Annotated in this window: 22 protein-coding genes and 1 pseudogene; 16 read left to right on the top strand and 7 right to left on the bottom strand. The window is 64.6% G+C overall.

The features are described from left to right. Positions 1-25 precede the first annotated feature (25 nt). A complete protein-coding gene (locus MVA47_RS21250) occupies positions 26-529 on the bottom strand; it encodes a methylated-DNA--[protein]-cysteine S-methyltransferase (protein ID WP_247209783.1) in 504 nt (167 codons plus the stop codon). Further along, positions 529-2,046, bottom strand: coding sequence for an AlkA N-terminal domain-containing protein (locus MVA47_RS21245; protein ID WP_247209782.1), 1,518 nt, complete (start codon positions 2,044-2,046; stop codon positions 529-531). Before MVA47_RS21245 ends, MVA47_RS21250 begins: the two co-directional genes overlap by 1 nt. 217 nt (positions 2,047-2,263) lie before the next feature. On the opposite strand from MVA47_RS21245, the gene MVA47_RS21240 reads away from it, so the two are divergent. Continuing rightward, the gene (locus MVA47_RS21240) at positions 2,264-2,518 is read left to right on the top strand and encodes a hypothetical protein (protein WP_062798692.1); all 255 of its coding nucleotides are present in this window, start codon (positions 2,264-2,266) and stop codon (positions 2,516-2,518) included. 4 nt (positions 2,519-2,522) lie between these two features. Here the strand turns inward: MVA47_RS21240 and MVA47_RS21235 are convergent, their stop codons facing one another. Continuing rightward, positions 2,523-3,635, bottom strand: a complete 1,113-nt coding sequence (locus tag MVA47_RS21235) for a DNA glycosylase AlkZ-like family protein (RefSeq protein WP_247209781.1) — start codon at positions 3,633-3,635, stop codon at positions 2,523-2,525. A gap of 101 nt (positions 3,636-3,736) precedes the next feature. Here MVA47_RS21235 and MVA47_RS21230 point away from each other — a divergent pair, with 101 nt between their 5' ends. The 13 genes from MVA47_RS21230 (at position 3,737) to MVA47_RS21170 (ending at position 19,209) form a co-directional block, all read left to right on the top strand. After that, positions 3,737-4,963 (top strand): AI-2E family transporter, encoded by a 1,227-nt coding sequence (locus tag MVA47_RS21230; protein ID WP_374474289.1) that lies wholly within the window; start codon positions 3,737-3,739, stop codon positions 4,961-4,963. Positions 4,964-5,032: 69 nt separating this feature from the next. Continuing rightward, positions 5,033-6,112 carry a redox-regulated ATPase YchF gene (gene ychF, locus MVA47_RS21225; protein WP_247209780.1) on the top strand — a complete coding sequence of 360 codons (1,080 nt, stop codon included), beginning with the start codon at positions 5,033-5,035 and terminating at the stop codon, positions 6,110-6,112. Positions 6,113-6,346: 234 nt separating this feature from the next. After that, complete coding sequence (locus MVA47_RS21220) at positions 6,347-6,700, top strand: DUF1801 domain-containing protein (protein ID WP_247209779.1); 354 nt, start codon at positions 6,347-6,349, stop codon at positions 6,698-6,700. Between the two features lie 237 nt (positions 6,701-6,937). Beyond that, the gene (locus MVA47_RS21215) at positions 6,938-8,002 is read left to right on the top strand and encodes a DUF222 domain-containing protein (protein ID WP_247209778.1); all 1,065 of its coding nucleotides are present in this window, start codon (positions 6,938-6,940) and stop codon (positions 8,000-8,002) included. Between the two features lie 447 nt (positions 8,003-8,449). Further along, positions 8,450-8,875, top strand: a complete 426-nt coding sequence (locus tag MVA47_RS21210; RefSeq protein WP_247209777.1) for a DUF6153 family protein — start codon at positions 8,450-8,452, stop codon at positions 8,873-8,875. An 86-nt stretch (positions 8,876-8,961) separates the two neighbouring features. Further along, positions 8,962-9,615 (top strand): DUF305 domain-containing protein, encoded by a 654-nt coding sequence (locus MVA47_RS21205; RefSeq protein ID WP_247209776.1) that lies wholly within the window; start codon positions 8,962-8,964, stop codon positions 9,613-9,615. Positions 9,616-9,782: 167 nt separating this feature from the next. After that, positions 9,783-11,852: a heavy metal translocating P-type ATPase gene (locus tag MVA47_RS21200; RefSeq protein WP_247210984.1), complete on the top strand. Its 2,070-nt coding sequence runs from the start codon at positions 9,783-9,785 to the stop codon at positions 11,850-11,852. Next, positions 11,849-12,298 (top strand): helix-turn-helix transcriptional regulator, encoded by a 450-nt coding sequence (locus MVA47_RS21195; RefSeq protein ID WP_116915150.1) that lies wholly within the window; start codon positions 11,849-11,851, stop codon positions 12,296-12,298. Before MVA47_RS21200 ends, MVA47_RS21195 begins: the two co-directional genes overlap by 4 nt. Positions 12,299-12,303: 5 nt before the next feature. After that, positions 12,304-12,714 carry a VOC family protein gene (locus MVA47_RS21190; RefSeq protein WP_247209775.1) on the top strand — a complete coding sequence of 137 codons (411 nt, stop codon included), beginning with the start codon at positions 12,304-12,306 and terminating at the stop codon, positions 12,712-12,714. After that, on the top strand, positions 12,714-13,184 hold the full coding sequence (locus tag MVA47_RS21185) for a nitroreductase family deazaflavin-dependent oxidoreductase (RefSeq protein WP_247209774.1): 471 nt from the start codon (positions 12,714-12,716) through the stop codon (positions 13,182-13,184). The genes MVA47_RS21190 and MVA47_RS21185 overlap by 1 nt, the downstream gene beginning before the upstream one ends. Before the next feature lie 106 nt (positions 13,185-13,290). Beyond that, positions 13,291-15,675 carry an excinuclease ABC subunit UvrA gene (locus MVA47_RS21180; protein WP_247209773.1) on the top strand — a complete coding sequence of 795 codons (2,385 nt, stop codon included), beginning with the start codon at positions 13,291-13,293 and terminating at the stop codon, positions 15,673-15,675. A gap of 153 nt (positions 15,676-15,828) precedes the next feature. Beyond that, positions 15,829-18,021 (top strand): EAL domain-containing protein, encoded by a 2,193-nt coding sequence (locus tag MVA47_RS21175; protein ID WP_247209772.1) that lies wholly within the window; start codon positions 15,829-15,831, stop codon positions 18,019-18,021. Between the two features lie 129 nt (positions 18,022-18,150). Beyond that, positions 18,151-19,209, top strand: coding sequence for a glycerophosphodiester phosphodiesterase family protein (locus MVA47_RS21170; RefSeq protein ID WP_374474442.1), 1,059 nt, complete (start codon positions 18,151-18,153; stop codon positions 19,207-19,209). A gap of 16 nt (positions 19,210-19,225) precedes the next feature. Here the strand turns inward: MVA47_RS21170 and MVA47_RS21165 are convergent, their stop codons facing one another. Next, the gene (locus MVA47_RS21165; RefSeq protein WP_247209770.1) at positions 19,226-20,563 is read right to left on the bottom strand and encodes a family 43 glycosylhydrolase; all 1,338 of its coding nucleotides are present in this window, start codon (positions 20,561-20,563) and stop codon (positions 19,226-19,228) included. A gap of 261 nt (positions 20,564-20,824) precedes the next feature. Further along, entirely contained in the window at positions 20,825-21,706 is an 882-nt protein-coding gene (locus tag MVA47_RS21160) for an alpha/beta hydrolase fold domain-containing protein (RefSeq protein ID WP_247209769.1), read from the bottom strand. A gap of 136 nt (positions 21,707-21,842) precedes the next feature. On the opposite strand from MVA47_RS21160, the gene MVA47_RS21155 reads away from it, so the two are divergent. Next, on the top strand, positions 21,843-22,928 hold the full coding sequence (locus MVA47_RS21155; RefSeq protein ID WP_247209768.1) for an NADH:flavin oxidoreductase/NADH oxidase: 1,086 nt from the start codon (positions 21,843-21,845) through the stop codon (positions 22,926-22,928). Between the two features lie 103 nt (positions 22,929-23,031). Beyond that, complete coding sequence (locus tag MVA47_RS21150) at positions 23,032-23,505, top strand: hypothetical protein (RefSeq protein WP_247209767.1); 474 nt, start codon at positions 23,032-23,034, stop codon at positions 23,503-23,505. A gap of 4 nt (positions 23,506-23,509) precedes the next feature. Here the strand turns inward: MVA47_RS21150 and MVA47_RS21145 are convergent, their stop codons facing one another. Next, positions 23,510-23,701 carry a YbdD/YjiX family protein gene (locus MVA47_RS21145; protein WP_062800843.1) on the bottom strand — a complete coding sequence of 64 codons (192 nt, stop codon included), beginning with the start codon at positions 23,699-23,701 and terminating at the stop codon, positions 23,510-23,512. Next, positions 23,701-26,018, bottom strand: a pseudogene (locus MVA47_RS21140) (carbon starvation CstA family protein). Before MVA47_RS21140 ends, MVA47_RS21145 begins: the two are co-directional and overlap by 1 nt. Positions 26,019-26,157 lie beyond the last annotated feature (139 nt).

The following is a 26,157-nucleotide window of genomic DNA, read 5'->3' as shown; positions in this document are numbered from 1 at the left end:
ACATCGTCGGGGAGGCGCGGTGGTCTCAGGCCCGTTCTTCGTGAGCGATCAGCCATCGTTTGACGTCGAGGCCGTACCGGAAGCCCCCGAGGGTCTTGTCGGTACGCAACACTCGATGACAAGGGACGAACAAGGCCGCGGCGTTGCGGGCACACGCGCTCGCAGCAGCGCGGATCGCGGCGGGCCTGCCGCTGCGGGCGGCGTACTCCGCGTAACTGACCGGAGCTCCGGCGGGCACTTCTCGAAGCACGTCCCAGGCATGTTCGAGGAACTCACCCGATCGTTGCAGGACAGGGATGTTGTCGATGGCCGTCAGGTCGCCTTGGTGGTAGGTCTTCGCGGCAGTAGTGACCTCACCCAGATCGGGCTTGTCCACCAACGTCAGCGGGCGGATCGACTTGTGGACAAGGGCTTTGAGGTATTCGGGATCGTCGGACCATCCGGAGGCGAGCACCTGACCGTCGCTGTCGACGATCATGGTGAACGGCCCGGCGGGTGTCGAGATGGTGGACCAGGCAGCTGTACTCATCAGATCTTCTCTCTTGTGGGTGCAGGGACGGAGGTGGGTGTCGACGCCAGCATCGGAACCGTTCGCGCGAGTGCATGGGCCCACAAGTGCATCGATGCGTACGAGCGCCACGGCGACCAGTGTCCGGTGGCGCCGAGATCGATCCCCAGGTCCTGAGCCGAGCGTTTGAGCACCAGGTCGGTACTGAGCAGCACATCGGGGTTGTTGAGCAGTCGCATCGTCACGTAGTCCGCGGTCCACGAACCGATTCCGCGTTGGGCGAGCAGCTGGGTACGCACCTCTGCTGCCGGCATCCCTGGATGGATGGTGAGGTGGCCGTCGGCTACGGCTCGGCTCACGTCGACGATGGACGAGGTACGGGCGGCCGGCCCGGTGAGCACCTGCATCCCTCGCTCGGCCACTGCGTCGGCCGTGGGGAAGAGGTGGGTGATGTCACCGTCCGGCTCGGTCAGAGGTTCCCCCAGGGCCGCAACCAGTTTGGCGGCGTGGGTCCGTGCGGCAGGTAAGGAGATCTGCTGGCCGATCATCGTACGTAGGAGAACTTCGAAGGCGTCGGTACATCCGGGGGCTCGTATGCCCGGGCGTTCGGCGATCAGGAGTGCCAGAGCAGGATCCGCCGCGAGGACCTCGTTGGCCGCGGCCACGTCGGCGTCCAGATCCAACAACTGCCGGATGCGGTGCACGGCGACCCCCAGGTCGCGCATGTCGTGCATCCGGAGGTCGGCGCGGACATGGTCGGACAAGATCTCCAGACCCACGATCACCGGCCCGTGCGGCAGCGACATCGAACGTCGGTAGATACGGCCATCCCAGCTCTCCACACCCGCCACGGCGTGTCCCGACAGGAACCACTGCAACCAGGGCGGTGTGAACGGCTGGCGGACAGCGAGTTTGAGTGTGACGGCACTGCCGGTGGCACCGGGTGCGTTGGTGGCGCCCTTGGCACGTAGAGCGGTGGGCGTCTGTGCGAACACCTCGCGCACCGTGTCGTTGAATTGCCGGATGCTGGCAAAGCCGGCGGCGAATGCGATGTCCGACATCGGCATCGTGGTGCATTGGATGAGCATCCGCGCGGTGGTGGCCCGGTAGGCCCTGGCCAGGGCGAGTGGTCCGGCGCCGATCTGTTCACCGAGAACCCGCCCGAGTTGTCGTGGGGAGTACCCGAGGTGCTGGGCCAGGCCGTTCACGCCGTCCCGGTCCACGATGCCGTCCTCGATCAGTCGCATGGCGCGTGAGGCGAGGTCGGAGTTGATGTTCCAGCGCGGCGAACCCGGGACGGCATCGGGGAGGCAGCGACGGCAGGCGCGATAGCCGTTCTGCTGGGCGGCCGCGGCGGTCAGGACAAAAGAGACATTGCCGGGCTTGGGCGTGATTGCCGGGCACGACGGCCGGCAATAGATGCCGGTGGTGCGCACCGCCACGAAGAACTGACCGTCGAACCGGGCGTCGCGCGCCTGTAGCGCGCGGAAGCAACGGTCGAAGTCGAGTTGGCTCGCACTGATGGCGGTGGTGGGCATGGCACCACTCTGGCAGCATTCCGGCGCTCTTACTAGCGGGAATCGGACGCCGCCATGACGGGGCCTTCAGGGCGTTCGCACACGCCTGGCGGCCCGCGTGAGACGCTGTGTCCCAGATCACGTGGGAGCTGTGGCGGTTGTCCTGAAACTGCCGACTTTCAGGCTCTTTGCGCAGGAAAAGGCGGACAAAACGTCCAACCCGTGCCAGAGTGGAAATATGTACGTAACACGATGGGGACGCAAAGAGGCGCCGTTGTCGCAGTTTCCCGGCTGGGGTGTCGAGATCATGATGGGTCTCTACGGCGAACAGTCGGTGCGGTCGGCGATCGAGGCCGAGAAGAACGCTTCTGCTGGGTCGGTCCGGCCCGCGGCGGGTACGGATCTGCCGCAGCCGAAGGATGTGGATCCGGTGCAGCAAGACCTCGACGCGGTCGGCGGGATGTTCCGCTGGCTGCAGCGTCGACGCGCCTAGGGCATCACTCCACGGTGTCGATGCCGGCGAGTTCGGCGCCGCGGAACCAGGCCAATCTCTCGGCTTCGGCAGCGATGGCTTTCTGCATTTTGGTGGTGTGACGGACCCACGGCTCGACCTTGATCCGTAATTTCTTGCCCGCCTTGGCGGGACGCCAGGTCCCCACCGGTTCGGCTGCCGCAAAGATCACCCCCGGTCTACCCAGGACCGGCCACACGGCTTTACGGCGATCATTTTCGGGGACCAGCATCTCTCGGTCGCGTCCTTGCAGGAGAGCGTCATAGGGTCCGGCGAGCCGGACAGCCGTCGGCTGTGGGGGATCGGTCAGGACGTCGATCGCCTCGATCAACGCCGATTTGCCTTGACCTCCGATGTCGACATCGAGAACGTCATCGGGCCAGTGCGCCTTGACCTCTTTCACCGGTGCGTCCAAAAACGCCGCCACCTCTTGGGCTGTGGAAGGACCGTAGAACCGCAGGTAGTTGCGGATGAGGTCGAACTGTGGGGACGCGTCCCCACCCGGCCTGCGGAATTCGTTGGGGCGCAAACCTTTCACCCTGTGCAACACCGGTGGGCTGGTGTTCGGGACCAGTTCGAGACCGGCCTGCAGAGCCGCGAGCCGGAACGTCTGCTCATGTGGGTGCACCGCGCCGCACGGTTTGCAGTCCCGTAGGTGGTGCTCGGGCAGCACGGTGGTCAATTGGCTCGACATCTCGCCCTTCACCATCGTGTCGGTGACGATGGCGCGCATCGTGGTGGCCAGCTCGCGCAGCGCCACCAGGGTGTCGACGCCTGCGTCTTTGAACTTCTTGTTGGCGTCGAAGATCCGTTTGGCGGCATCGGGTGACGAGTAGGGGCTGACGGCCACCGCGACATCGTCGAGGTCGGTGCGCCGGTAATAGTGTGGCGCTCCACGCACCGTCCAGGCCACGGTGAGACCCTCCATCGCGGCCGCTGACATTCCTCGGATCGTCAAAGCCCAAGGCGCGCCGTCGGGTCCGGTGTCCTGCACACCGAAGTCGAGCAGATCGCAGTCGTCGCCGGTTGCGTCGGGGCGTTCGAGTTGCTGAGCGAACCACCGGGCAGCAAGAACCTGTTCGCGACGGACTGACTGCATGATGACCTCCTCGTGACAACCGTACGGAGCACCGGCGACATCCTGTGAGCCGTTCGATGTCGAGTTCGGTCCCGGTCGGCGTCATGTGTGACGATCACACCATGGCAACAACACCGTCGGACGACGCGTCGGAGCAAGTTCGGCCCAAGGTCACCAAGTCCGTGACCGGCCCACGCCGCCGGTCGCACCCCACCCGCGGCAGGGTGATCGGGAACGGTATGGCGTGGACGGCCAAGCACAGCCTCCGGATCATCCTGATCACCATTGCCGCGTGGATCGCGGCATGGGTCATCGGCAAGTTGTGGACGATTCTGTTGCCCATTGCCATTGCGATCATCGTCTGCACGGTGCTGTGGCCGCCCGTGCGTTGGTTGCGGTCCAAAGGTGTCGCGCCTGCCGCGGCCTCCGGTTTGGTCCTGGTCCTGGCGTTGGCGGTGGTGTCCGGGGTGATGGGAGCGATCGCACCGTCGGTCGTCGACCAGTCCACCGACCTGGCGAACCAGGCCACCGAGGGTGTCGAGAAGGTGCAGGAGTGGCTGCACGGTCCGCCGTTCCGGTTCAGCGAGGATCAGCTCAACGACGGCGTGGACGCCATCACCAGCCGCATCCAGGACTCGAGCGCCACCATCGCCTCGGGTGTCTTCTCCGGTGTGACCGCGGCGACGTCTGTTCTGATCACGCTGTTCACGGTGATCTTCCTGGTGTTCTTCTTCCTCAAGGACGGACCACGATTCGTGCCGTGGCTCCGCCGGGCGAGCGGCCAGCCGGTCGCCGAGCACCTCGCAGAGGTGATGACGAGGGTGTGGTCGACGCTGGGTGCCTTCATCCGGACCCAGGCGTTGGTCAGTTTGATCGACGCCGTGCTGATCGGGCTCGGCTTGGTGATTCTGGGTGTGCCACTTGCGTATGCGCTGGCCATCATCACGTTCATGGGCGGGTTCATCCCGATTGTCGGTGCGTTTGTCGCCGGCGCTCTGGCGGTGTTGGTGGCGTTGGTGGGCAACGGTGTGTGGACTGCCCTCATCGTGCTGGGCATCATCGTGGCCGTGCAGCAGCTGGAAGGAAACGTGCTGCAGCCGTGGCTGCAATCGCGGTCGATGAACATGCACGCGGTCATCGTCTTGCTGTCGGTGTCACTCGGTGGATCGCTGTTCGGCATCGTCGGTGCGTTCTTGGCGGTCCCGGTCGCGGCGGTCGGCACGGTGATCCTGCGGTACCTCGACGAGCAGATCGCCATCCGCGCCGGCGAGACGGTGGAGACGGAAGAAGAGGACGACGATCTGGTGGTTCCCAAGAGCGAATTGCCCACCGAGCCCGAACCCACCTAGGCACTCGCGCGGCGGCGGGAATCGTACGGCGCGCCGACGTGCTCCGGGCGGCCACTAGACTGGTCGGTTGTGAGTCTTACCCTCGGTATCGTCGGACTGCCCAACGTCGGCAAATCCACCCTTTTCAACGCGCTGACCCGCAACGATGTGCTTGCCGCGAACTACCCGTTCGCCACGATCGAGCCCAACATCGGTGTGGTGGAGTTGCCCGACTCGCGGCTGGCCCGGCTCGCGGAGATCTTCGCCAGCGAGCGGATCCTGCCGGCCACGGTGTCGTTCGTCGACATCGCGGGCATCGTCAAGGGCGCCTCGGAGGGCGAGGGGATGGGCAACCAGTTCCTCGCCAACATCCGCGAAGCCGAAGCCATCTGCCAGGTGGTGCGTGTGTTCGCCGATGACGATGTGGTGCACGTGGACGGCCGGGTCGATCCGGTGTCCGACATCGAGGTGATCGAGACCGAGCTCATCCTCGCCGACATGCAGACGCTCGAGAAGGCGCTGCCGCGGCTGGAGAAGGATTCTCGGAAGAACAAGGACCTCGTCGAGGTCGTGGCGGCTGCCCAGGCCGCGCAGAAGGTACTCGACGAAGGCAAGACCCTGTTCTCACAGAAGGACTCGCTGGACTTCGCGAAACTCCGTGAGCTGCATCTGATGACCACCAAGCCCTTCCTTTACGTGTTCAACGCCGATGAGTCCGTGCTCACCGACGCCGACCGCATCGCTGAACTCAAAGCTGTTGTGGCCCCGGCAGACGCGGTGTTCCTCGACGCCAAGGTGGAGAGCGAGTTGCTCGAACTCGACGCCGAGGATGCCCAGGAGCTGCTCGACTCCATCGGCCAGGACGAGCCCGGCCTGCATTCACTGGCCCGCGCGGGATTTCACACCCTCGGGCTGCAGACCTACCTCACCGCGGGACCAAAAGAGTCGCGCGCGTGGACAATTCACAAGGGCGACACCGCGCCCAAGGCTGCAGGTGTCATCCACACCGACTTCGAGAAGGGCTTCATCAAAGCCGAGATCGTGTCATTCGACGACCTCGACGCCGCCGGCTCGATGGCTGCGGCGAAAGCTGCAGGCAAGGTCCGGATGGAAGGCAAGGACTACGTGATGGCCGACGGGGATGTCGTGGAGTTCCGCTTCAACGTGTGATCGAATCGCCGAGAAGAAGAGTCCTGACCTACTCTGTTTCGGCCCGCGCCGTTGCAAGAGCGTGGTTATCCTCAATGTGGCAGCGGATGCTGCCGACTGCACTTCCAGGCGCGGGTCGCCTGAAACATTGCGGAGAGGCCCGACTCGCTCGGGACATGTCCGGATGAGGTGCGGCGCGTGATTGCGCCGACTTCAACTGCCGATGCAAGGCATTGGCTGACGAGAGGACATGACATGGCATCGAAGGACGAGAAGAACCTTGCCCAGGTGGTCGACAAGATCGCGAAGATGGACGAACCGGGGCGGTCACTCATGCAGCGAGTGCACGAGGTCATCGTGGCTGCCGCGCCCACGCTGAAGCCGCGGATCTGGTACGGCATGCCCGCCTATGCGCTCTCCGCGAGCACGCCTGCACTGGTGACGTTGCGTAACGACGAACGCGTCAACCTTGCTCTCACCGAGAAGGTCGCGCTCGTCCCCGCAGGCGCGTCCGACGGAACATTGATGCCCGCAGCATGGTACTTCGAGACCCTCGACCAGCCCACGGAGAAGCGCATCGCCGAGATCGTCCAATCAGTGGTTTCCTGAGCGGGGTGTACTGGCGCGCTTGGGCCCGGCTCTGACCGCTCGACACGGCGTCGTTTGGGCTGGGCTCAGTCGCGTGCTCCGTTCATCGGCTCCACGGCGAGTTGAAACGCGTCGTGGACGCGGAGGTGTCGGCTGCACAGGTTGTTCTGTGACGGAACGTGGTGGAGTTTCGCTTGGACGTGTAGTCAACTGCGTTCGGCTCAAACACTTGTCAGACTTCGAACCTATGATCGAGTTGTGAGTTGGCCGGGGGCCACCACGATGGGCGCTGAGGCGTCGGAGTTGTTGTCGCGGGTGCAGTCTGGGGTTCGTGAGGTCAATCGGGCGTGGGCGCGGCGGCTCGATGACGGCCTGGAGTACTACCGGTATGTCTCGAGCAATGACGACGAGAACGGCACTCGGGCGGCGGCGTGTGAGATTGCGGTGGCGTGGCGATACACCACCGGGCAGGCCGATCATTTGTTGCGGTGTCGGCGGTTGCTGGATCACCTGCCGGCTTTGGCCGAGGCGCTTGATGCCGGTGAGGTGAGCATCGGCAAGCTCAAGGCGCTGCATCACCGGGCATCGCGGGGGTACCGGGACGCGGTGATGGACCTAGACGGTGTGCTCGCGGACGACGCGATGCTGTTGGGTGACAACTCATTTGCCGAAGAACTGGATCGTCATCTGATGTTGTTCGAGCCGGAGGCCGCGGACGATAACGAGGTAGCCGATCCGGCTCGGCGGGTGGTGGTGCGTCGGCGTGCGGGTGGGATGGCGAGTGTGATCACCGCATGCACTGCGGAAGAAGCGGTCCGGGTCAAAGCGCAGCTCGATGAAATGGCGCCGGACGATCGGGCCGGACAAGTGGACGCGGTGCTCGATGCGATCGCAACCAGCCATGGCCAGACTGAAGCTGCTGTCGCCGAGACGTCGAATCCCGCAGAATCAGCCGTCAGTTCAGAAGCAGACACGCGCGACCTGGCCGATGCAGAGCGGAAGCCGGCGCGGTCGGCTCCTCGCGCATGGACGGAGTTGGTGGTCGACCTGCCGACAGTCCTGGGGTTGTCATCAAATCCGGGATATCTGCTCGGGTATGGGCCGCTCGATTGTGAGCAGTCGCGGTCGTTGGCAGGTCGGTCCAGGTGGCGGGGCTTGGTGACGGTCGGGGAAAAGGCAGTCTCGGGACTCCTCGATTTGTTCACCACTGCCGCAGGCGCGGCGATCACCCGTGACGACATCACGGCGGTGTTGATGAGCTCGGTCGACGGCGGAAGTCGAATCGTGCTGGGGGAGAAGAACCTGGGCCTGCCGCCGCCCTGAAAGCGCCACCCGATCAGGATGGCCACGGTGGTTGGAGTACGCCGCCGCCGGGCGCGTTGAGATATCGACCCGGGGCAAGGCTGGCTCGAATAGTGCGTGCGCTCGATGGGCATTGCCGGTATCCGGGCTGTTTCGTCCCCGCGGACAAATGCGAGCTCGACCACATCGTGCCGTTCAACCATGCCAACCCCAAGGCCGGTGGGTGGTCGATCGAAGCGAACTTCGAGTGCCTGTGCAAAGAGCACCACGACCTCAAAACCCGGGGCATCATCCGAGTGGTCCTGAATGGCGACCGGAAGATCTGGATCAACACACGCGGGCCGGACAGCAGGTCGCTACGGAACCTGCGTTACGCCAGGCCACGAAGTGGCTCTAGTCGAAGTCGACCTACTTGCTTCGGTACCCTACGGGGGTATAGTCGATTTTGGCCGACACGAGGAGGGTGAGATGAAGCGTACGCAGCGCGCTGACTCCGCCTTCGTCGGCTCAACCGCCACTGTCGCGGTATCGGCGTTTGCAGCGCTACTGGCAGTTCTCCTCATGCACTCGGTGCCCATGGTGCATGCACCGGCGCATGGCGTCGCAGGCGCGCATGCCGCAGTCACCACCCACCAGGAGCATGCGGGCCACACAACCATGGCTCCGCCGGCGATGGCAGCCGACAGTACCCACTGGACGACGCACGCAGCCATGGCCCTCTGTATGGCGTTGATAACCGTCGCGTCGGTGTTGCTGATCGTGCGGCGGCTACTCGGACGTCAAGGCGCCAACGCCGGACCGCGAATTCACGTTCCCGGCGACGGCAGGTACGCCTCTCGCGCCCCACCCTGGGCCGCGCCCTCCCTCGAAAAGTTGTCGATCTTGAGGATCTGATGGGCCCCGCCCGTTTCCCGCGGGTGAGTCCTCGTCATGGTGTGTGTTTCGCACGCCGATCCCTTTCAACATTCGAAGGAACAATCATGTACAAAACACGTTCTCGCCGAACCGGTTTCGCGCTTGTCGGCATCGCTGCGTCGGCCACCCTGCTTTTTGCGGGGTGCAGTTCTGACAACGGTGACCACGACATGGGCTCGATGTCCCACCAATCGTCTGCCACATCTGCCGCTCCGACGGCCTCGAATTCGGAACAGGCCGCCGCATTCAACAATGCCGATGTGATGTTTGCGCAGATGATGTACCCCCACCATGCGCAAGCCGTCGAGATGGCCCAACTGGTCGAGGGTCGGACCACCACTCCCGATGTCGTCCAACTCGCTGATGCCATCGAGTCGGCTCAGGGTCCGGAGATGGAACAGCTCGCGCAGTGGTTGAAGCAGTGGGGTCAGCCTGATCCCAGCTCCGAAGGTGGAGGGCAGGGCGACATGCATCACGGTGACGACACCATGAGCGGAATGATGTCGGAGCAAGAGATGAATGATCTGGCGGCCAAGAATGGCACGGAGTTCGACCAGGCCTGGCTGGCCATGATGATCGAACATCACGCCGGCGCCATCGAGATGGCAAACGCCGAGATCGCCGACGGTGAAAACCAGGCCGCCAAGCAACTCGCAACGACGATTGCGGCGACTCAGCAGCAGGAGATCGACACCATGAAGTCGCTCCAGCAGTCCTGACTGCACACGCGGAATCAAAGATCCAGCAAAGGCGCTCCGGCTTCGGCGGGAGCGCCTTTGTTGTTGAAACATCTCCTCGACACATACCCCAGGGGGTATACATTCGAGGCATGGACACGATGCACAACCACTCGGCTCACGCCGAACATCACGCAGCTCATGAGGGAATGGACCATCAGGGTGGTCACGCGGGACACGCGGGGCATTCCGGCCACGGCGATCACGTCGGACAGTTCCGCCGACTGTTCTGGATCATGCTCGCGCTCGCAGTCCCGGTCGTCGGATTCTCGGGCATGTTCGCAATGCTCATCGGCTACGAACTACCCGACCACGGGTTGGTCTCGTGGATCTCGCCGGTGCTCGGCACGGTCATGTTCGTGTGGGGTGGCCGCCCGTTCCTCAGCGGCGCGATCGACGAGATCCGCTCGCGGGCCCCCGGAATGATGCTGCTCATCGCTCTTGCCATCACGGTCGCGTTCGTCGCGTCATGGGGCGCGAGCCTCGATGTGCTGCACCATGATCTGGATTTCTGGTGGGAGCTCGCGCTGCTGATCGTCATCATGCTGCTCGGGCACTGGATCGAGATGCGTTCGCTGGCACAGACCACGTCAGCACTCGACTCGCTGGCCGCATTGTTGCCGGACGAGGCCGAGAGGATTGAAGGTGGCTCCACGGTGCTCGTACCTCCCGCGGCACTCCGTCTGGGCGACGTGGTTCTCGTACGTCCGGGAGCGAGCGTGCCGGCCGACGGAACGATCATCGACGGGACTGCCGAGGTCGATGAGTCGATGGTGACAGGCGAATCGCGCACCGTCGGCCGGACGGTCGGAGACGCTGTGGTGGCCGGAACCGTCGCCACCGATTCAGCTCTGCGCGTTCGGGTCACGGCCATCGGCGACGACACCGCGTTGGCGGGTATCCAGCGACTGGTATCCGAGGCGCAGAACTCGTCGTCGCGGGCACAGCGCCTTGCCGACCGTGCCGCCGCGTGGCTCTTCTGGTACGCGCTCGGTGCCGCAGCCCTCACCGCAATCGTCTGGTCGGTCCTCGGATCCACCGACGACGCGGTGGTGCGCACCATCACCGTGTTGGTGATCGCGTGCCCCCACGCTCTGGGGCTGGCAATACCTCTCGTGGTGGCGATCGCCACCGAGCGCGCCGCCCGTGCCGGTGTATTGGTCAAAGATCGTCTAGCCCTCGAACGCATGCGGTCGGTCGACGCGGTGTTGTTCGACAAGACCGGCACATTGACGCAAGGGGAGCCGACGGTTGTCGCGGTCCACGCACTCGGTACGTCGACCGAGGACCAAGTGCTTGCCCTGGCCGCGGCGGTGGAGTCCGATAGCGAGCATCCGTTGGGCAAAGCGATTGTCGAGGTCGCCAAGGGGCGTCAGCTGCAGGTTCCCCCGGCCGAACAGTTCCGGGCGTCGCCGGCCGAAGGGGTGTCGGCGAAGGTGGAAGGGCAGCATGTCCGGGTCGGGGGTCCGCGCATGTTGGCGCGGTATCAGCGCGCCGAGGTCGAGATGGCCGAGAAGTGGCGTGCCGACGGAGCCATCATCCTGCACGTACTCGTCGACGACGAGGTGGTCGGAGCACTGAAGTTGGCCGACGACATCAGGCCGGAATCGCGGGAAGCCGTTGCGGCACTGCACCGACTCGACATCGAGGTTGTCATGATCACCGGTGACGCCGAAGCCGTGGCCCGGTCGGTGGCGACCGAGCTGGGCATCGACCGCGTGTTCGCCGGTGTTCGGCCGGAGGACAAGGCGTCGAAGGTCAAAGAACTTCAGGGCGCCGGCCGCACGACCGCCATGGTGGGTGACGGGGTGAACGATGCGCCCGCGCTGGCCCAGGCCGATGTCGGTATCGCCATCGGCGCCGGGACCGACGTCGCGATCGCATCGGCGGGGGTCATCCTGGCCGGGGACGATCCGCGTTCGGTCGTGTCGGTGATCGAGTTGTCCAAGGCGGGCTACCGGAAGATGAAGCAAAACCTTTGGTGGGCAGCCGGTTACAACCTGATCTCCGTGCCGCTGGCGGCTGGACTGCTGGCCCCGATCGGGTTCGTGCTACCGATGTCTGTGGGCGCCATCCTCATGTCGGTCTCGACGGTGGTGGTCGCACTCAACGCGCAGCTCCTGCGTCGGCTTGATCTACGGCCGAGCGCCCGCGCTGCAGGTAACAAGGCCGAGAACTCTGGGCAAGGTGGAGCAGACATGGCAACATTACGCTTGTGACCAGCGACTCCGCCGCAGCGCAGAACCTTCGAGACCTTGCTCTGCTGCGACGCGTCCGCGATCGGATCGACCGCGAGTACGCGGAACCACTGAACGTCGAAGCCCTTGCCCGAGGGGTGAACATGTCGGCAGGTCATCTCAGTCGCCAGTTCAAGCTGGCCTACGGCGAGTCGCCGTACTCCTATCTGATGACCCGGCGAATCGAGCGTGCGAAGGCGCTGCTCCAGCGGGGCGATCTGAACGTCACCGAAGTGTGTTTCGCCGTGGGTTGTTCATCGCTGGGAACATTCAGCACCCGCTTCACCGAGTTGGTCGGGATGTCGCCGAGCACCTACCGGAGTGAGGCCGCGGGTGAGACCGCAGGGATGCCGTCCTGCGTCACGAAAAAGGTGGCCAGACCGATCAGGAATCGAGAAGCCAAGGGCGTCGCGTCGCAACTAGCGTAAGCGGCATGGACATCAACATTCATTCGAGTTTCCTCCCGCACACCGACCCAAAGGCTTCGAAGGCCTTCTATCGGGACACCCTCGGCTTCGAGGTCCGCAATGAGGTCGGCTACAACGACATGTACTGGATCACGGTCGGACCGAAGGGTCAGCCCGACGTCAACATCGTGCTGACCCCGCCGGGTGCCGACCCGGGCATCACCGACGATGAGCGGCGCACGATCACCGAGATGATGGCCAAGGGCACGTACGCGAGCCTGCTGCTAGCCACCAGAGACCTCGACGACACGTTCGAGCGTGTGCAGGCAAACGGCACCGAGGTGGTGCAGGAGCCAACGCAACAGCCGTACGGCATCCGGGACTGCGCGATCCGTGACCCGGCAGGCAACATGATCCGTATCCAAGAAGTCGCTTGATGACGGACAGCAAGCAAGCGGACAGCCGAAAAAATCGCGGTAAGACGCCGGGGCGGTTGTCGCGGTGGATGCAGCAGCGCACAAACAGCCGGACGATCACCCGCATACGACGGGGCAAGGCGACCTTCATGGGTATGGACCTTTTAGTCCTACATACCGTCGGCCGGCGTACGGGGGAGCCGCGGCAATCGCCGGTGACCTGGTTCGACGATGGCGACGGTGCCCGGCTCATCATCGCGTCGGGCGGCGGGGACCAGAACCCTGATTGGTACGCCAACCTGATGGCCGCTCCAGACCAGGCGTCGATCGAATTGCCCGGTCAAAACGCCGTCGCGGTGACGCCGCGACGACTCGAAGGTCCTGAGCGCGAACGGGCGTGGCAACGAATCGTAAAGGCGCAGCCCCGGTACGCGAAGTATCAGCAGAAGTCCGACAGGCAGTACCCGGTTGTCCGGCTCACCCCGCGCTGATCCTCAACCGGCACCCAGGGCCCGAGAAACCCAGTACGCTGTACGAAACTAGACCGAGTCGGCGCTCTGCCGCGACGTCGCGCCAACAGATGGAGACCGGAGCAGCATGGCCACCACCAAGAAACCGCAACCGCAGGAACCGCACATCGCCGACACCCACGACCTGATCCGCGTGCAGGGTGCCCGGGTGAACAATCTCAAAGACATCAGCGTGGAGATCCCGAAGCGCAGGCTCACGGTGTTCACCGGCGTTTCGGGTTCGGGCAAGAGTTCGCTGGTGTTCAGCACCATCGCTGCCGAATCGCAGCGCATGATCAACGAGACCTACAGCGCTTTCCTGCAGGGGTTCATGCCCACCTTGGCGCGGCCGGAAGTCGACGTCATGGACGGTCTCACCACCGCCATCATCGTCGACCAGCAGCGCATGGGATCGGACCCGCGGTCCACCGTCGGTACGGCGACCGACGCCAACGCGATGCTCCGAATCCTGTTCAGCCGCCTCGGCAAACCTCATATCGGTTCCCCACAGGCATTCTCGTTCAACGTCGCGTCGATCTCCGGCGCCGGTGCTGTGACGATCGAGCGTGGAGGACGGGAGACCAAGGAGCGGCGCACCTTCAGCATCACCGGTGGCATGTGCCCACGCTGTGAGGGGCGGGGGTCGGTGTCCGACATCGACCTCACCGCGCTGTACGACGCCGACAAGTCACTCAACGAAGGCGCCATCACCATCCCGGGGTACAGCATGGAGGGGTGGTACGGCCGAATCTTCCGGGGCTGCGGCTACTTCGACCCCGACAAGCCGATCAGCAAGTTCACCAAGAAGCAGTTGAATGATCTGCTCTACCGGGAACCGACCAAGATCAAGATCGACGGCATCAACCTCACCTACCAGGGGCTGATCCCGCAGATGCAGAAGTCGTTCCTGTCCAAGGACATCGATGCGCTCCAGCCGCACATCCGGACGTTTGTCGAACGGGCGGTCGCCTTCGCCACTTGTCCGGAATGCGATGGCACGCGGCTGAGCGAAGCGGCCCGCTCGTCGAAGATCAACAAGATCAGCATCGCCGATGCCTGTGCGATGCAGATCAGCGACCTCGCAGAGTGGGTCCGTGGACTGGACGAACCGTCGGTGGCCGGTTTGTTGTCCAACCTGCAGCAGACACTCGACTCGTTCGTCGAGATCGGGCTGGGCTACCTCTCACTGGACCGACCCTCAGGAACCCTGTCCGGAGGAGAAGCGCAGCGCACCAAGATGATCCGGCATCTCGGATCATCGCTGACCGATGTCACGTACGTCTTCGACGAACCGACGATCGGGCTGCACCCACACGACATCGAACGCATGAACGGTCTGCTGCTGCGGCTGCGCGACAAGGGCAACACCGTGTTGGTGGTGGAGCACAAGCCGGAGACCATCGCGATCGGCGACCACGTGGTGGATCTCGGTCCGCGCGCCGGCACCGAAGGTGGTCAGGTGATGTTCGAGGGCACCGTCGAGGGACTGCGTGCCAGCGACACCCTGACGGGGCATCACCTCGACGACCGGGCGCAGCTGAAGCCCTCGGTGCGTGAACCGTCGGGCGCTCTCGAGGTACGCGGAGCCGATGCCCACAACCTGCAGAAGGTCGACGTCGACATCCCCCTCGGTGTACTCGTTGTCCTCACCGGCGTCGCCGGATCGGGTAAGAGTTCGCTCATCCAGGGCTCGGTGACCGGCCTCGACGAGGTGATCTCGGTGGATCAGGCCCCGATCAAGGGGTCACGGCGAAGTAACCCGGCCACGTACACCGGATTGCTCGACCCCATCCGGAAGGCCTTCGCCAAAGAGAACGGTGTCAAGCCAGCACTCTTCAGCGCCAACTCGGAGGGCGCCTGCCCCACCTGTAACGGCGCGGGCGTCATCTATTCCGACCTGGCGATGATGGCCGGGGTGGCCAGCACCTGCGAGGAGTGCGACGGCAAACGATTCCAGGCCGCGGTGCTCGAATACACCTTCGGCGGACGCGACATCAGCGAAGTGCTGGGTATGTCGGTGGCCGAGGCGGAAGCGTTCTTCGGTGATGGTGATGCGAAATTGCCTGCAGCGCACAAGATCCTCGACAGATTGGCCGACGTGGGGCTGGGCTACATCAAGCTCGGACAACCGCTGACCACGTTGTCCGGCGGTGAGCGGCAGCGGATCAAGCTGGCCACCCAGATGGCCGGCAAGGGTGGGATCTACGTGCTCGACGAACCAACTACCGGCCTTCACCTTGCCGACGTCGAGAATCTCCTCGGCCTGCTCGACCGGTTGGTCGAATCGGGGAAGTCGGTGATCGTCATCGAGCATCACCAGGCCGTGATGGCACACGCGGACTGGATCATCGACCTGGGGCCGGGGGCCGGCCACGATGGTGGCCGGGTTGTCTTCGAGGGCACACCCGCCGATCTTGTCGCGGCTCGGTCCACCCTCACCGGCGAACACCTCGCGGCGTACGTCGGCGCCTGAAACGACGCTGGGGGGCTGGTTCGCGCGCCGTAACGACGAGTTAGGTGTGTGCGATGATCTGATCAGTCGCACACGGTGTGCTCGCGCCCGATCCCGCCCCGTGGAATCGTTGCCCGCAGGGCCACATGCGCGTCGGAGAGGGATGGGCGGCGCATGGCCGGATTCGTGGACGACCCGCAGATTCTGCGTGCGATCCTCGAGTTGTCTCCCGACCTGATCGTCCTCTCCGAGTTCTCCGGTCGTGTCCTGTACGTCAACCCGGCCGGTCAGGCGCTGGTAGGTCTGGACTGGTCCCCGGAACGTGAACTGTTCACGGAAGACTTCTTCACGCCGGCGGGGTTGTCGATCTCGGATGAGGTCGAGGAGAACCTCAGATCGAGGGGGTACTGGCGTGGGCGCAATGAGTTGCGGCATTTCAATACGCATGCCCGCATCGCGGTGACGCTCACGACTTTTGTGGTGGAGCGGTCCGACGGTCAGCCGTCTGTGATCGCAACTATTGTCCGTGATCGCCGCCGCGGAGATGAACGTGATCGCCGGCTACGAGAGGTCGCTGACGCTGCAGCTCAGTTCGGCGCCGAACAGAAAGCCGTCGCCGAGCTGAGCCGGCTCGCGTTGGAGGCCGAACTCCCTCAACTGCTGACCGCTGCGACCGCGGCTGCGGTGACGCTGGTCGGGGTGGAGACCGCCATGGTCACCCGGGTAGACGAGTTGGACAGCACACGTCTGAGCCTCGAGGCGGTCACCGGCCCGCGGGGAGACGGCTTCGACGTGCCCGCGGGCAATCACTCGCTCATGGGCTACACCATGAACACTGCCGATGTGGTGGTGTGCCCGGACCGCCTGGCCGAAAACCGCTTTCCCACCGAGGTGATGAAGAGCTACGGCCTGCGTAGTGGTGTCGGCATACCCATTGCCGGCGCGACCGCACCGTGGGGAGCGCTCTCTGTCCACAGTGCCGACGCGCGCGATTATGCCGATCGCGACATCACGTTCCTCCAGACCGTGGCAGATGTGCTCTCCGCGGCCATCCGGCGCATTGAACTCGACCGCCAAGTGCGCCAGCGCAGCATGCATGACCCTCTCACCGACCTCCCCAACCGCGCTTTGGCCTATGCGTGCATCGACGAAGCCCTCGAAAGGGCAGAGGCCGCCGATACCCACGTCGCGGTGCTGCTCCTGGATGTCGACGACTTCAAACTCATCAACGACAGCCTGGGGCACGAAGCGGGCGATCTCGCCCTCGTCCGGTTTGCCCAGCGACTCAGAACTGCTGTGCGAGAACAGGATGTGGTGGCCCGACTCGGAGGCGACGAGTTCCTGATCCTCTGCGAAGAGGTGCGCGACATCGCCGAGGCACAGCAGATCGCGCACTCCATCACCGAGCGGCTGGGTGCTCCCTACGCGCACGGCAGTGCGCCGACGCCGTTGAGTGCCAGCATCGGTGTCGCCGTCAGCGAACCGGGCTCGTCCCGGCGGGAACTGATTCATCGGGCCGATCTCGCGATGTACCGGGCCAAGGACATGGGCGCCGGCGGCCACGCGGTTTACGACGATGACGACGTGTACGACGCCGAGCGGATACGCTCGTTGTCCATCGACCTGCGGTCGGCGCTCGAACGCGGCGACCTCACCTTGCACTACCAGCCGTTGGTGGAGATCGCGTCGGGGCGAATCGTCGCGGTCGAGGCACTCGCGAGATGGAACCATCCGGTCCATGGCCCGGTCAGTCCGGTGGAGTTCGTGGCTGTTGCCGAAAGGACAGGATTGGCAACAGATCTCGGGACATGGGCTTTGGCCGAGGCGTGTGCTCAGGCAGCCAGGTGGCGAGAGTTCACCACGGTGTCGATCCGGGTCAACGTGAGCGCGCTGCAGTTGCGCGACCCGGCCTTTCCGCGGGTGGTCTCACGGGTACTGGCCGCGACCGGCCTCGAAGCATCCGCACTCGGACTCGAGATCACCGAGACAGTGTGGGTGTCCGACACCGCAAGGGTGGCAGGCACACTCACCGAGCTACACAACATGGGGGTGTCTCTGCTGCTCGACGACCTCGGCAGGGGCCACAGCTCGATCTACTACCTGGATCGCTATCCGGTATTCGAGTGCTTCAAGATCGACAAGTCGTTCATCGCAGACCTTCCGGGTGCCCGACCGGAGGCGATCGTGTCCGCGATCGTCGGTCTGGCACGAGCTTTCGACGTCACCGTCGTGGGCGAAGGTGTGGAGACCGCCGAGCAGCTCGAGGCTCTTCGTGCGTGCGGTGTGGACTACGCGCAGGGTTACCACCTCGGCCGGCCCGCCGCTGCGGATGCCGTGACGGCGACGTTGCGTTCAGCGGACGTGTGACCAGGCGTAGGACTCGACGCCAACAGGAGATGAACTCAGCTCTGCTCGTCCAGCCCTGGAACCGCCCGTACGTTAGGTTTTCGCGGTACCAGACGACAGGGTGATGGGATGGGTGTGCGAAAGAATCTCTTGGCGACAACGATGGCCGCGATGGTCGCTACGGTGGGACTGGTCGCTTGTGGCAGCGACTCGGCCGATTCGACTGAGAGCGCGTCGACCGTGCCATCGGCATCCGAAGCGGAGTCGCCGAAATCCTTTGATTTGCAGGCACATCGCGGTGGACGCGGCGAATACACCGAAGAGTCGCTGCATGCGTTCGACCGGGCGCTGTCCCTCGGGGTCAGCACCCTCGAGTTGGACATCGTGCTGACCAAGGACAACCAGCCGCTCATCTGGCACGATCCGAAAATAGACGAGACCAAATGCGCGGACACCGCAGCGGCGACGCCGGGCGACCCGCAGTTCCCGTACGTCGGCGACCTCGTCCACGATCTGACCCTCCCGCAGATCCGGACCCTCAACTGCGACAAGGTGCTCGCCGGCTACCCCGAAGCCCAGCCGGTGGCCGGGAACAAGATCGCGGTTCTGCCAGAACTGTTCGCACTCGTCGAGACACGGGGCGCCGACGCGGTGCGGTTCAACATCGAGACCAAGATCGAGGCGGAGAAACGGGCAGACTCGGCGACACCGGAGGAGTTCGTCGACGTCACCTTGGCGGCGGTGAAAGAGGCCGGCATGGTTGACCGGGTCAGCATTCAGAGCTTCGACTGGCGCACACTGCCGCTGGTGCACGACGCCGAGCCGAGCATTCCGTTGGTGGCGCTCTGGGACGAGACCACTTGGAAGAAGGATTCCCAGTGGCTCGGCCCGGTTGACTTCGACGCGGTGGGCGGCGATGTGATCAAAGGGGCTTCATCGATCGACGGTGTGACGGTGTTGTCGCCCGGATATGTGAACCCGTACCCCGACGGACAGGTACCGCCCGCGGGCTACACGCTGGTGGCCGATGAGGACTTCGTGTCCAGGGCGCATGAGTCCGGGCTGGCCGTGATCCCTTGGACCATCAATGATCCCGCCGTGATGGACGCACAGATCGAAGCGGGTGCAGACGGGATCATCACCGACTACCCCACTCGCCTGCGGGAGGTGATGGCCACTCGGGGGATGACCTTGCCCACGCCTGCGTGAGCCCCTGGCGGTTGGTCTAAGCGTTGTCGAGTGACGTCGACAGTCCGGTGAGCCCACTGCCGACCGAGTTCCCAGCCTTGGTGGCCGTGACTGTCCCGAACTCTACGGGCGCATCGACGGTCGCGCCCGCATAGGCGAAGATGCCATAGATCCCGGCGGCGGCCTCAGGTGGAACCGTGTACGTGACCGTCTGTTCCATCGTCTGCCCGGGTTTGAGGTCCACCGGAATCGGTGCGAGAACGCTTGTGACGGTTGCGCTGCCTGGTTGCACCACATCCACCCACACCTGCCCGACGTAGGGTGCGTCGGCGGGTGCGGAGACCATCAGCTTCGCGTTCAGGGGGCCACCGCCCTCGGGCAGTTCGGTCGGTGTCTCCGGGGAAAGTCGGACCTGCACCGGCAGCTTGGTCTGCGGAGACGCCGGCCCCGTCGATGCGGGCGAGCCGTCGCCGACCTCCGGCCAGCCGTTGGCCCACACGATGCGGTCGATCATCCCTTCACGTCGCTGGGCGCCACTGGGCAATTCGAGGTCATCGCGTGGAACGGCGTGATACACAATCCAATCCGCTCCGGCGTCGTCGGTGACAACGGTGTTGTGGCCGGGGCCGGCCCATGCCTGACTGCCGGCGAGGATGAGCGCGCCACCGCCGGCGTTCAGGTCGTCGCCCTTGCGGTCGAGGTACGGCCCGGTGAGCGACTGCGAACGGCCCGCAAGAACTCGATATGCGGTGTCGGCGCCGTTGCAGCAGTTGCCCGCCGAGACGAACAGGTAGTAGTAGCCGTCGCGGAAGATGATCTCGGGACCTTCGAACCGGTCGTCGGCCACCCGTACCGGGGCTCCGGCCGCAGCATTTCCCTCGGCGTTGAGCGGTATCGCGTACACGCCGTGGAAGTTGCCGACGAACATTGTTTTAGTCTTGCCGTCGTCCCAGAGGAATGGATCGATGGTGCCCTCGACGCCGACGTCCTGCGCACAGAACACCGGATGGCCCAGATCGGTCCACGGTCCTGTCGGACCCGGTGCGGTTGCCAAGCCGATGCAGGGGTTCTTCTCGTCGTAGAGCGCGTAATACAGCGAATAGGTGCCGTTCGACTCCGAGATGTCTGGGGCCCAGGCGAGTCTGCCGGGTGGGTGCCAGCCTGGCGCCTCGTCGAACACATCGCCGACGTACTTCCAGTCCACCAGGTCGAACGAGGTGAACACGGTCATGTTGTGCTCGCCCTGGCCGTCGCCCCAGTCGTCGGCGGTGGCGTACATGTAATACCGGCCGTCTTGCGCGCGGATCACGGTCGGGTCGGCCGCCACCGGCTGCACGATCGACTGTGCCAGCGCGGACGGCGCCGGTGCGAGCATTACGACGAGTAGAGCCAGAAGAGCAGGAACCGCGACGCGGCGGGCATGTGCCCAACGGCGCCCGGCTGTCGGTTTTGTGCTCGAATCCATCGGTTCAGCGGCCGGAGCCCCCCACGCGTGCATGTCGCTCCTTGCCACAACTCACCATTCAGGTCGCGGCAAACATATCCAGCTCAAGTTGAGGTCGAGACTTCAGCCACGCTGCGACATCGTGCTGTGACGAAACCGTGTTCGGCCGGTTATGCGCCCAGCGCGGCGAAGTCAGACGAGCTGCAGCGTCTCGATGATGAGCTGGGTGGCGGCACGGCCCTCTGGGGTTGGCGTCAGCGGGTAGATGTGCAGGCCGGAGGGGCAGGTGTTGAGCTCCACTTCGGATCCAGCCGCGCTCGCTTGCTCATGGAATCGCAGGGCATCCGGGTACAACATGTCGTGGGTGCCGATGTGCACGGTCGTTGGGGCGAGCCCGCCGAGGTCGCCGTACATCGGGCTGACCTCCGGGTGCGTCAGTGGTTTGTCGGGAGCCCACACCCGTGCTGCCATGTCCAACGTGGACCGGTTGAGCCAGGGGTCGTGACGCTCGACACGAGCGATGTCGGGATTGCTGAGGGACAGGTCGAGCCAGGGTGAGATGAGAATCAGGCGCTGAGGCGGGCGCAGGTTCTTGTCACGCGCGGTCTGTGCCATCAGCAGCGCCAGGCCGCCGCCGGCGGAATCGCCGACCAGTGCGATGGGCGACCCGGGGTGCTCGGTCACCAGTCGCTGATACACCGCAGTGATGAACGGAAGGGCGTCCCGGTGGTCGTAGCGGGGAGCGAGCCCGTACATCGGTACCTCGACCCGCATGCCGGCGTCGGCCAGTTGCGCGATGAAAGCCCAATGCTGGGCACTGATCTCGCTGACATACGCGCCGCCGTAGAAGTACAGCACCGTGGTCTGGGGGCGGACGCGACGCGGGGTGACGCTGTAGCTACGGAAACCGCCGATCGACCGACGTTTGACGATGTGCGAGGTGTACATCGGTTCCGGAGGCGACACGACCTTCTTGGGCCGGTAGATCTGTCGGCGTGCGCGCTCCGCGGTGCTGGTGAGGGACAACCCGTTCAGCCTCAGCATCGTCGACAGTGCTTTCATCTGAATACTCATCTGTGTCGAGATTAGACCGTGGACCTGTGTTCAACCTGCAGCAACGTGTGAGATTTTGCTGATGATCCAGCGAGACCTATCTCACGGTCGGGTGGGTCGCGGAATCGGCACCTGGCCTCGGCGGTTGATGTGTGGCGTGACCACACCAGCACTCTTCACGCCCTTGACCCTGCGCGATCTGACCATCGCGAACCGCATCTGGCTTGCACCGATGTGCCAGTACAGCTGTTTCGCCGAAGACGGCGTGCCCACGGACTGGCATCTGGTCCATCTCGGCGCCCGGGCCACCGGCGGGTTCGGCCTGATTCTCACTGAAGCCGCCGCCGTCACGCCCGACGGGCGGATCAGCCCCCAGGACGCAGGCATCTGGAACGACGAACAGGCCGCAGGGTGGCGTCGAATCGTGGATTTCGTGCACGACCAGGGTTCGGCGATCGGCGTCCAACTGGCGCACGCAGGCCGCAAGGCTTCGACGTACGCCCCGATGGCCGACGCCGAGGGCAGCATCGCCGATGCAGACGGAGGCTGGGTGACCAGCGCCCCGTCTGCTGTTGCATTCGAGGGTTACACCACCCCGTCGGCCCTGACCCGTGATGGCATCGCAGGCGTTGTCGATGCTTTTGCCGCCGCGGCGTCCCGGGCACATGAGGCCGGCTTCGACGTCGTCGAGATCCATGCCGCTCACGGGTACCTGCTCCACGAGTTCTTCTCGCCGTTGTCGAACATCCGCGAGGACGAGTACGGCGGCGATTTCGAAGGCCGTACCCGGATCTTGCTCGAGGTCGTCGAAGCCGTTCGCCGTGTGTGGCCTGACGAAAAGCCCCTGTTCGTGCGGCTCTCGGCGACCGACTGGACAGAAGGTGGCTGGACGGTGGACGACAGCGCTCGGCTGGCCGAACTCGTCAAACCGTTGGGAGTCGACCTGATCGACGTCTCCAGTGGCGGGAATGTCCTGGCAGACATTCCGGTGGGCCCCGGCTACCAGGTCGACTTCGCCAAGGCCATTCTCGAGCAGTCGGGTGTTCCCACTGCGGCGGTCGGCCTGATCACCGAGCCGGGGCAGGCAGAGAAGATCCTCGAGACAGAGTCCGCACACGCTGTACTGCTGGCACGAGCTGGTCTCCGTGAGCCGGCGTGGCCACTGCGCGCGGCGCACGAACTGGGTCTGACCTGGCGAGAGGCCCCTTACCCGCCGCAGTACACGCGCGGCGCGTGGCGTTGATCGATCCCGGGTTGCGCCTGCACGCGATATCCCGACAATCGAGTAGGTGCCCCCGGATCTGCTGAGCCGCCCCGTCGATCGGTTCGAACGAAGGCTACGACGAGTGTCGGCGCTGTGCGTGGTGGTCGCCTGCATGATGTCGGTGCTCACGGGAGTTCTGGTGTGGGACATGGCCGAACGGTCGCCCATCGCCGAGCCGGTGGCGGCGGTACGAGCGGTGACCGATGAGGCGGCCATGCCCGCCACCGCCCAGACGATCGGTACCCCGGCCGTGGCGGTCCGGGCGCACTGGGAGTGGAAGTCGCAACGGCGTGACGGTGTGATCGCAGTACCGGCAGGTACCCCCGCGGGCACCAACCGCGACATCCCCGTCGACGAGAACGGCGACTGGGCACCGGCCGGTGCTGCCTTCGGGGGACCGATCCCACGAGTGGGACCCGCGGTGATACTGGCGATGCTGGTGGGCGTAGGCGGAATCGTTGTGATCCGGCAGGTGACCCGCAGAGCGGTCGAACAGCGACACGACCGATATTGGACCGAGCAACTCGCCCGCTTCTTCGCCACCCGGCCGGACTGACGGATCAGCAGCAGCGGCCCTGCGGATTCCGGTCCTGATCGCGGTACCGGGTACGCCAGTAATCGCGCTCGGTCATCGGGACATCGGCCGGGTGGTGCGCCCGGTGATGGGCGAGGTAGCGCTGGTAATCGCTGTCACCCATCATCGCTCCCACGTACCAGCGCACCGCGTCTGAGCCACGGCGGAGTACGTCCATCACGGGGCCGGCCTCGCTCCCTTGCTCGTACCATGCCCGTCCGGATCACCCGTGGCAGACGCCGTTGAGATTCTGTCGGCTTTCTCGAACTCGGCCCATTCCCGCTCGATCTGTTTCTCGGTGGGTGTGGCGATCAGGCCGCGGGGGGCAAACCTCTTCGACTCCACGGGGGTGTCCTCTGTCGTGGGCAGTCCTCCTGCCCGAATAGCCTTCACGCACACAAACGCTGCTGCGACGGCGACGATCAGGACCAGCACCGCGAACACGATGGACAACGTGCCCTGGATGAAGGTGTTCCGGATGACGGCGTCGATCTCGCCGACGTTCTTGGCGGTCTTGAATGCGGTCGCACCGCTGTCCTTCGCGTTCTGGAAATCGCTGTGCTGCTGCCAGTACCCGATGGCGGGGTTGCTCGAGAAGATCTTCTGCCACGAGGCGCTCATCGTGACGATCAGGTCCCACGCCAGTGGGATGCCGGGAATCCACGCCCACTTGAACAGCCCGCGCTTGAGGACTATCACCAGCACGATCGTCAGTGCGATGGCCGCCAGCAACTGATTGGCGATACCGAACAGCGGGAACAGGGTGTTGATGCCGCCGAGCGGGTCGGTGACACCCATCAACAAGATCGAGCCCCACGCCGCGACAACGATGAAGGTGCAGATCCACGCGCCCGGTCGCCACGACGGATCCTTGAATCGCTTGCCGCCCTTCACATTGCTCAGCCCATCCGAGAGCATGAACCGGGCCACACGGGTTCCGGCGTCGACGGTGGTGAGGATGAACAGGGCCTCGAACATGATCGCGAAGTGGTACCAGAAGGAACGCAACGACTCCCCGCCGAATGCGCGCTGCATCGTGTCGGCCATACCCATCGCCAACGTGGGTGCGCCGCCTGTTCTGGAGATCACCGAACTCTCACCCACAGCCTTGGCGTCCTGCTCGAATTGTGCGGCCGTGGCAGGATCCCCGGGAAGATTGAGGCCGTTCACGTAATCGGCTGCACCCTGCGGAGTCCCGTCGGTCAACGCCTTCGGCGCGTTCATCGCGAAGTACAGATGCTGGTTCAGGATGCAGGCGGTGATCAGGGCCATGATGGCGACGAAGGATTCGGTCAGCATGCCGCCGTAACCGATGATGCGTGCCTGGCTCTCCTTCTCCAGCAACTTCGGCGTGGTACCCGAGGCGATCAACGAGTGGAAGCCCGACAGCGCGCCGCAGGCGATGGTGATGAACAGGAATGGGAACAGCGCACCGGCGAAGGCCGGACCCTGGCCGTTGTGTGCGAACTCGCTGACCGCCGGAGCCTGCATCACCGGTCGTGCGATCACGATGCCCGCCGCGAGCAGCACGATGGTGCCGATCTTCATGAAGGTGGACAAGTAGTCGCGCGGCGCGAGCAACAGCCACACCGGTAGCACCGCTGCTGCGAACCCGTAGATGACGATGGCCCAGCTCAGGAACACCGGCGAGAGGCTGAACATGTCTGCGCCCCAGCTCGACTCGCCGACCCATCGGCCGGAGATGATCGCAAACATCAGCAGTACGAAGCCGATCAGCGACACCTCAGACACGCGTCCAGGACGCAGGAATCGCAGGTACATGCCCATGAACAAGGCGATGGGGATGGTCATCGCGATCGAGAACACACCCCACGGGCTCTCGGCGAGCGCGTTGACCACAACGAGTGCCAGGACCGCGATCAGGATGATCATGATGACGAATACGGCGATCATCGCCGCGAAGCCGCCGATGTCACCGAGTTCGTCGCGGGCCATCTGGCCGAGGCTGCGGCCGCGGCGCCGCGTGGAGATCGACAGCACGAGGTAGTCCTGGACGCAGCCGGCGAACACTGCGCCGATGATGATCCAGATGGTTCCGGGCAGGTAGCCCATCTGCGCGGCGAGGACGGGGCCCACCAATGGCCCGGCGCCCGCGATGGCTGCGAAGTGATGCCCGAACAACACCCGCCGGTCGGTGGGCATGTAGTCCTGGGCGTTGTCGAGGACTTCGGCCGGGGTGGCGTGATCGTCGCGGGGCCGAACGACTTTCATCTCGATGAGGCGCGCGTAGAAGCGGTAGCCGATCACGTATGTGCACAGTGCCGCGATGACAAACCAGATCGCATTGACCGTCTCGCCGCGGACGAACGCGATGATCGCCCAGGCGCATGCCCCGATGATCGCGATGATCGCGAACATGATGCGTTTGCCGACGGTCATCGGACTTCGGTCGACGATGGCGACGGGGGAAGGTCGGGGTCGGTGCGGATGAGATCGATGTGGGGATCTCGGTCGCGTTCCTGAGTGACGGTCACCGTGGCTCCTGTGCGTTGTGGGCGGTAGGAGGATTCACGCCTGCTGTCTGCCGCAAGCGCTGTATCCGGCGCCACCCTGACCCATGGGTTCACGGACCAGTGTGGCGCCGGTCACTCTACGCCCGGTCAGGAACAGTGA

It is taken from the genome of Williamsia sp. DF01-3 (assembly GCF_023051145.1).
In the GTDB taxonomy this organism is placed as follows: Bacteria; Actinomycetota; Actinomycetes; order Mycobacteriales; family Mycobacteriaceae; genus Williamsia.
The sequence above is the reverse complement of the archived record's forward strand: the minus strand, read 5'-3'. Positions and strand labels throughout refer to the sequence as shown.

Bases quoted from the DNA above. Each gene is read 5' to 3' on its own strand.
- MVA47_RS21250 (WP_247209783.1), bottom strand. From the start codon at position 529: ATGAGTACAGCTGCCTGGTCCACCATCTCGACACCCGCCGGGCCGTTC.
- MVA47_RS21245 (WP_247209782.1), bottom strand. From the start codon at position 2,046: ATGCCCACCACCGCCATCAGTGCGAGCCAACTCGACTTCGACCGTTGC.
- MVA47_RS21240 (WP_062798692.1), top strand. From the start codon at position 2,264: ATGTACGTAACACGATGGGGACGCAAAGAGGCGCCGTTGTCGCAGTTT.
- MVA47_RS21235 (WP_247209781.1), bottom strand. From the start codon at position 3,635: ATGCAGTCAGTCCGTCGCGAACAGGTTCTTGCTGCCCGGTGGTTCGCT.
- MVA47_RS21230 (WP_374474289.1), top strand. From the start codon at position 3,737: ATGGCAACAACACCGTCGGACGACGCGTCGGAGCAAGTTCGGCCCAAG.
- MVA47_RS21220 (WP_247209779.1), top strand. From the start codon at position 6,347: ATGGCATCGAAGGACGAGAAGAACCTTGCCCAGGTGGTCGACAAGATC.
- MVA47_RS21210 (WP_247209777.1), top strand. From the start codon at position 8,450: ATGAAGCGTACGCAGCGCGCTGACTCCGCCTTCGTCGGCTCAACCGCC.
- MVA47_RS21205 (WP_247209776.1), top strand. From the start codon at position 8,962: ATGTACAAAACACGTTCTCGCCGAACCGGTTTCGCGCTTGTCGGCATC.
- MVA47_RS21200 (WP_247210984.1), top strand. From the start codon at position 9,783: ATGGACCATCAGGGTGGTCACGCGGGACACGCGGGGCATTCCGGCCAC.
- MVA47_RS21190 (WP_247209775.1), top strand. From the start codon at position 12,304: ATGGACATCAACATTCATTCGAGTTTCCTCCCGCACACCGACCCAAAG.
- MVA47_RS21185 (WP_247209774.1), top strand. From the start codon at position 12,714: ATGACGGACAGCAAGCAAGCGGACAGCCGAAAAAATCGCGGTAAGACG.
- MVA47_RS21180 (WP_247209773.1), top strand. From the start codon at position 13,291: ATGGCCACCACCAAGAAACCGCAACCGCAGGAACCGCACATCGCCGAC.
- MVA47_RS21175 (WP_247209772.1), top strand. From the start codon at position 15,829: ATGGCCGGATTCGTGGACGACCCGCAGATTCTGCGTGCGATCCTCGAG.
- MVA47_RS21165 (WP_247209770.1), bottom strand. From the start codon at position 20,563: ATGCTCGCACCGGCGCCGTCCGCGCTGGCACAGTCGATCGTGCAGCCG.
- MVA47_RS21160 (WP_247209769.1), bottom strand. From the start codon at position 21,706: ATGAGTATTCAGATGAAAGCACTGTCGACGATGCTGAGGCTGAACGGG.
- MVA47_RS21145 (WP_062800843.1), bottom strand. From the start codon at position 23,701: ATGGACGTACTCCGCCGTGGCTCAGACGCGGTGCGCTGGTACGTGGGA.